Source organism: Streptomyces sp. RPT161 (assembly GCF_027533845.1).
GTDB classification, from domain to species: domain Bacteria; phylum Actinomycetota; class Actinomycetes; order Streptomycetales; family Streptomycetaceae; genus Streptantibioticus_A; species Streptantibioticus_A silvisoli_A.
Map to the genome: position 1 here is coordinate 1 of NZ_JAPZVN010000047.1, position 6,814 is coordinate 6,814.

General features: G+C 67.1%; 1 protein-coding gene. It reads right to left on the reverse strand.

The features are described from left to right. On the reverse strand, positions 1-6,814 hold a 6,814-nt coding region (locus O5O46_RS34715; RefSeq protein ID WP_269859673.1), incomplete at both ends, for a type I polyketide synthase.

The following is a 6,814-nucleotide window of genomic DNA, read 5'->3' on the forward strand; positions in this document are numbered from 1 at the left end:
CGGCGGAGTTCCGGTGTCAGATGGGGTGTCGGACGAGGCCTCGGTACCGGTATCAGTGCCAGTTGCGGCCTCCAGGATGGCGTGCGCATTCGTTCCACTGATCCCGAACGAGGACACCCCGGCCCGACGCGGATGATCGGTCTCCGGCCAGGGCATCGCCTCGCTCAGCAACCGCACGTTACCCTCAGTCCAGTCCACCTGCGTCGACGGCTGGTCCACATGCAGCGTCTTAGGAAGCACGCCGTGGCGCAGGGCCATGACCATCTTGATCACACCACCCACACCCGCAGCAGCCTGGGCGTGACCGATGTTGGACTTCAACGACCCCAGCCACAACGGCTGCCCCTCGGCACGATCCTGGCCGTACGTGGCCAGCAACGCCTGAGCCTCAATCGGGTCACCCAGCCGAGTCCCCGTGCCATGGGCCTCCACCGCATCGACCTCAACAGGAGAAAGCCCAGCCGCAGCCAACGCCTGACGAATCACCCGCTGCTGCGACGGACCATTCGGCGCCGTCAAACCATTCGAAGCACCATCCTGATTCACCGCACTGGAGCGCAACACCGCTAGAACTTCGTGGCCGTGACGGCGGGCGTCAGACAACCGCTCCATCACTACTACACCGACACCCTCGGCCCATCCGGCACCATCAGCAGCGTCGGCGAACGACTTGCACCGCCCGTCACCGGCCATCCCGCCCTGCACCGTGAATCCGACGAACACGTCGGGTGTGGCCATCACCGTGACGCCACCGGCGAGTGCCAGCGTGCACTCACCCGACCGCAGTGCCTGTGCCGCAAGATGGATCGCCACCAACGACGACGAACACGCCGTGTCCACACTCACCGCAGGCCCTTCCAGACCCAACGCGTAGGCCACCCGGCCAGAAATCGCACTGCCCGCGGCGCCGGTGATCATGTGGCCCTGCATTTGTTCACTGCTACGAGCGACGAGCTCGGTGTACCCGGACTGGTAGGCACCAACGAAGACGCCTGTCGGGCTGCCCGCCAACGACACCGGATCTATACCGGCCTGTTCCAACGCTTCCCAGGACACCTCCAGCAGCAACCGCTGCTGAGGATCAGTAGCCAGCGCCTCCCGCGGCGAGATCCGGAAGAACGCCGCATCGAACTCATCGACACCGTCGACAAAGCCACCCTCGCCCGTCGCGGAAGTCCCGGCCCTGGAGCCCTTACCCAGCAGCCTGGCCAGGTCCCAGCCACGATCAGTGGGGAACGAGGTGACGCCATCAGCCTCGTCAGTGACCAGCTGCCACAGATCGTCCGGACCCCATACGCCACCAGGGAACCGACATGCCATCCCCACGAGCACGATCGGATCGTCAGTGGCCGACGCCATCGCCGGCACCACAGCCGACCCAGCAAGTTGCGGCTCACCGAACCCAGCCGCCAGGTACCCAGCCAAACGGGTAACGGTCGGGTAGTCGAACACCGCGCTGGACGCCAGGCGGAGTCCCGTCTTGGCCTGCAGCAAGTTACGCAGCTCGACCGCGGTCAACGAGTCAAATCCCAGCTCCTTGAACGGCTGGTTACTGCTGATCTGTGTGCTTGAGGCATACCCCAACACGGCCGCGGCGGATTCCCGCACCAGATCGAGCAGAACCTGTTCGCGCTCCGCACTGGCCATTCCAGCCAACCGCTGCCCCAGCCCCTCACGGACATCCCGGGAGTTGTCGGCAGCACGCCGCAGCACACCGCCCGCCAGCGACCGCCACACAGCCGGCACATCAGCCTGAGCACGCAACGCCTGCACATTCAGCCGAGTCAACGCCAGCACCGGATAACCAGTGCCCAGCGCTCGGTCGAACAGGCTCGTGCCCTGGTCCACGGACAACGGCGGTATGGCCGAACGAGCGATCCGCTGAAGATCGGTTTGGGACAACGTGCCAACCAAACCGACCTCGGTCGTCCAAGCACCCCACGCCATCGACAGACCCGGCAGCCCCTCGCCGCGGCGCTGCTGCATCAACGCGTCCAAGAACACGTTGCCTGCCGCATAGTTGCCCTGGCCTCCGCCACCCAACAGGCCCGCGAGAGAAGAAAACGCCACAAACAATGCCAGGTTCAGGTCTCGGGTCAGCTCGTGCAGATGCCAAGCAGCATCAACCTTGGGAGTCAGTACTCGGTCCAGCTGCTCGCCCGACAGCGAGCCAATCACACCGTCCTCGAGAACCCCTGCCGCGTGCACGACCCCGGTCACCGGATGATCCGGCGAGACGGAGGCCAGCACGTCGGCCAACGCCTGGCGATCACCCACATCACATGAAGCGACTAAGACCGCGGCACCCAGCTGCCCCAACTCCGCCACCAACTCCGCAGCCCCCGGAGCATCCATACCACGCCGACTCAGCAGCAGCAGATGCTGAACACCGTGCTCGCGGACGAGATGCCGCGCCAGCACACCACCCAAACCACCAGTGCCACCCGTGACCACCACCGTCCCCGACCCACCCAAAACCGACTCCGGGAAAGTGGAGGATTCCTCGGTGGGACTGACCCGGGTCAAGCGAGCAGCGCGCAACTGCCCATCACGCAACACCAACTGCGGCTCATCCACAGCCAGCACCTGGCCCAGCACCACGGCATCCAGCTCGGTGTCGGTGTCGAGCAGAACGAACCGCCCGGGATTCTCCGTCTGCGCCGAACGCACCAAACCCCACACCGCAGCCGCAGCCAAATCCGACACCGACTCACCGGAATCGACGGCAACCGCACCCCGAGTCCACACAACCAACGGCACCGTGGCGAACCGCTCCTCACCCAGCCAGTGCTGCACCTGCCGCAACACCCACCCGGTCAACTCATGAGTCGAATCAACCACCGCGTGCGGGTCCCCGGCCACGGCCAACACAACCGCCTGCGGAACCTCGGCCCCGTCCTCCAGGGCAGTGCTGACCCCACCCAGATCGGCGCCCGCACGGTCGACCACCACCCACTCCCCCGCCGAAGCAGCGGACAGGGTGGGGATGCCGATCCACTCCATCCTCAGCAAGGACCCATCGCCCGTACCGGTGGTGAGGCCGTCGGCAGTCAGCGGCCGGACGGTCAGCGAACCGATCGACAGCACAGGCGACCCGGTGCTGTCCGCGACCGCAATCGCCACCTCATCCGGACCCGTACGGGTCAACGCAACCCGCAACCGGGACGCACCAGAGGCACGCAACACCACATCGGTGAAGCTGAACGGCAACCCACCGTCCCGCGCCGAGTCCAAGCCAGCGAAGACCGTGGGGTGCAACGCCGCATCCAACAATGCCGGATGGATACCAAAAGACTCCGCCAGACCACGCCCAGCCTCGGGGAGCTCGACCTCAGCCAGAATCCGGTCCCCGCTGTTCCAGGCCTTGTGCAACCCCCGGAACGCCGGACCATATACGAAGCCGCCCTCACCGAGCTGGTCGTAGAACTGCGAAGTGTCCAGCTCCATCGCACCAGGCACAGGCCAGGCCTGCCCCACCGATTCCAACAACTCATCGGCCCGATCGTGACCATTGGCGCCGGGTGAGGACGTGCTGACCACGCCGGTGGCGTGACGTGTCCAGGCCTCCTGCCCGTCCAGGCGCGCATACACCGCCACACTCCGCCGCGCCTCCGCCGCCGCAGATGTCTCGGCATCACCAACCATGACCTGGAGCTGGGCACCCCCCTGGACAGGCAAGACCAGCGGTGTCTCCAGGACCAATTCCTCCAGCCGGTCGCAGCCCACACTGTCACCAGCACGGATGGCCAACTCGACATAACCGGTCCCGGGGAAGATCACGGTGCCCTGCACCGCGTGATCCGCGAGCCACGGGTGTGTCCGCAGCGACAGACGACTGGTGAACAACACGCCATCCGTCTGTGGCAACGACACCGTCGCACCCAGCAGCGGGTGCTCCGCCGAGCTCAACCCAGCCGCGGCCACATCAGCCGGAGCACTCGACGTGTCGGGCCAAAAACGCTGCCGCTGGAAGGCATACGTCGGCAGCGGAACCCGCGTAGCGCCACGACCGGCGAACACCCCGGCCCAGTCCACGTCCACACCCTGCGCATACGCCTGCGCCATCGTCGAAACCGCTCGGCGCAGATTTCCCTCACCGCGGCGGAGCGTGCCCACAGCCACCGCGGTGTCCTGGTTCTCGTCCACAATGTCCTGGACTGCAGGGATCAACACCGGATGCGGGCTGACCTCGATGAACGTGTGCAGCCCGGCCTCGACCAGCTCGCGAACCACCGGCTGGAACGACACCGGCTCGCGCATATTCGCGAACCAGTACTCCGCGTCCAGCGTCCCCGGTGCGCGCAGGCCGGGTGTCACCGTGGAGTAGAACGGAACGGTGCCAGCGCGGGCGCGCACGTCGCGCAGCAGTTCGGCCAGTTCATCGGCGAGTTCGTCGACCTGAGCGCAGTGCGTGGCGACGGAGGAGGCGACCACCCTGGCCCGCACCCCGTCCTCGGTGAGCCGCGCGCTGAATTCCTCGACCGCGTCCACCGGCCCGGCCACCGTCACCGTCGCCGGCCCGTTCACCCCGGCGATGCTCAAGGCATCGGGCAGGAGCTCCCGCACCCGCTCCACCGGCAGCGCCACCGAGGCCAGCAGGCCCCGGCCGACCATCCGCTCGGCCAGCAACTGACTGCGCAACGCCACCACCCGCGCCGCATCAGCCATGTCCAACTCGCCGGCCACACACGCCGCCGCGATCTCCCCCTGGGACTGCCCCAATACCGCGGCCGGCTCGACCCCGAACGACCGCCACAGCGCCGCCAAGGACACCATCACCGCCCACAGCACCGGCTGCACGACGTCCACCCGCGCCAGCGCGGCCTCGTCGTCGAGTACCTGCTCCAGCGACCAGTCCACGAACGGCTCCAGCGCCTGGGCGCACTCCTGCATCGCCTCAGCGAAGACCGGGGACTGGGCGTAGAGGTCTTGGGCCATGCCGACCCACTGACCGCCCTGACCGGGGAACACGAACACCACTCGGTCACCGGCCCGGGCCGTGCCCCGCAGCACCCCCGGAGCGGACTCCCCAGCGGCAGCGGCGCGCAGACCGGCCATCAACTCGTCCCGGTCGGCGCCCACCACGATCACCCGGTGATCGAATGCCTCCCGCGAACTGACCAGCGACCACCCCACATCCACCGGGCGCAATGACGGATCGGCTTCCAGATACTCCAGTAACCGGTTCGCTTGCGCGCGCACCGCGTCGTCCGTCTTCCCCGACAACACCCACGGCACCAGACCGTCCACACAGGGAATCTCAGATGGGATTTCGGTATCGGCTGGCGCTTCGATGATGACGTGCGCGTTCGTTCCACTGATCCCGAACGAGGACACGCCGGCCCGGCGTGGGTGGTCGTTCTGCGGCCAGGGGATGGCCTCGGTCAGCAACCGCACATCGCCCTGAGCCCAGTCCACCTGCGTCGAGGGCTGCTCCACGTGCAGTGTCTTGGGAAGCACGCCGTGGCGCAGGGCCATGACCATCTTGATCACACCCCCGACGCCCGCAGCGGCCTGGGTGTGACCGATGTTGGATTTCAACGATCCGAGCCATAGTGGCTGGCCCTCGGGCCTGCCCTGACCATATGTGGCCAGCAGTGCCTGAGCCTCGATCGGGTCACCCAGCCGGGTGCCGGTGCCGTGGGCTTCGACTGCGTCGACCTCAGCAGGAGAAAGCCCAGCCGCGGCCAGCGCCTGACGGATCACCCGCTGCTGTGACGGACCATTCGGGGCGGTCAGGCCGTTGGAGGCACCGTCCTGGTTGACGGCGCTGGACCGCAACACCGCCAAGACCTGGTGGCCGTGACGGCGTGCATCGGACAACCGCTCCATGACCACAACTCCGACACCTTCGGACCATCCGGCGCCGTCGGCGGTGTCGGAGAACGACTTGCACCGCCCGTCCGAGGCCAGCGGCCCCTGCGCCGTTAGCCCGACTATCGCGTCGGGTGTGGCCATCACGGTGACACCGCCGGCCAGGGCCAGCGTGCACTCGCCGGCGCGCAGTGCCTGCGCAGCCAGGTGCATCGCGACCAGCGACGAGGAACAGGCCGTGTCCACACTCACCGCAGGGCCTTCCAGCCCCAGCGTGTAGGCCACCCGGCCAGAAATCGCACTGCCCGCGCCGCCAGTGACCAGGTGACCTCGCAGTTGCTCACCGCTATGAGCGACCAGCTCGGTGTACCCGGACTGGTAGGCGCCGGCAAAGACGCCGGTCGGGGTGCCCGCCAGTGAAGCGGGAGTGATCCCGGCCTGTTCCAACGCTTCCCAGGACACCTCCAGCAACAACCGCTGCTGAGGATCGGTAGCCAGTGCTTCCCGTGGCGAGATCCGGAAGAACGCGGCGTCGAACTCGTCTACACCGTCGACAAACCCGCCCTCGCCGGTGGCCGACGTCCCTGCCCCGGACCCATCACTGCCGAGCAACGCATCCAGATCCCAGCCACGATCAGTGGGAAACGGGGTGATGCCATCGACCTCGTCGGTCACCAGTCGCCACAAACCATCCGGATCCGACACTCCACCGGGGAAACGACAGGCCATTCCGACGAGCACGATCGGATCGTCGGTGACCGACACCAGCGCTGGCACCCCGGCCGATCCCGCGGCTTGTGGCTCACCGAACTCGCCTGCCAGGTACCCGGCCAACCGGGTAACGGTCGGGTAGTCGAACACCGCGCTCGCAGCCAGGCTGAGACCCGTTTTGGCCTGCAGCAGGTTGCGCAGCTCGACCGAGGTCAGTGAGTCGAATCCCAGCTCGCTGAACGGCTGGCCGATGTCGATCTGCGCACTCGAGGTATGTCCCAGCACGGCC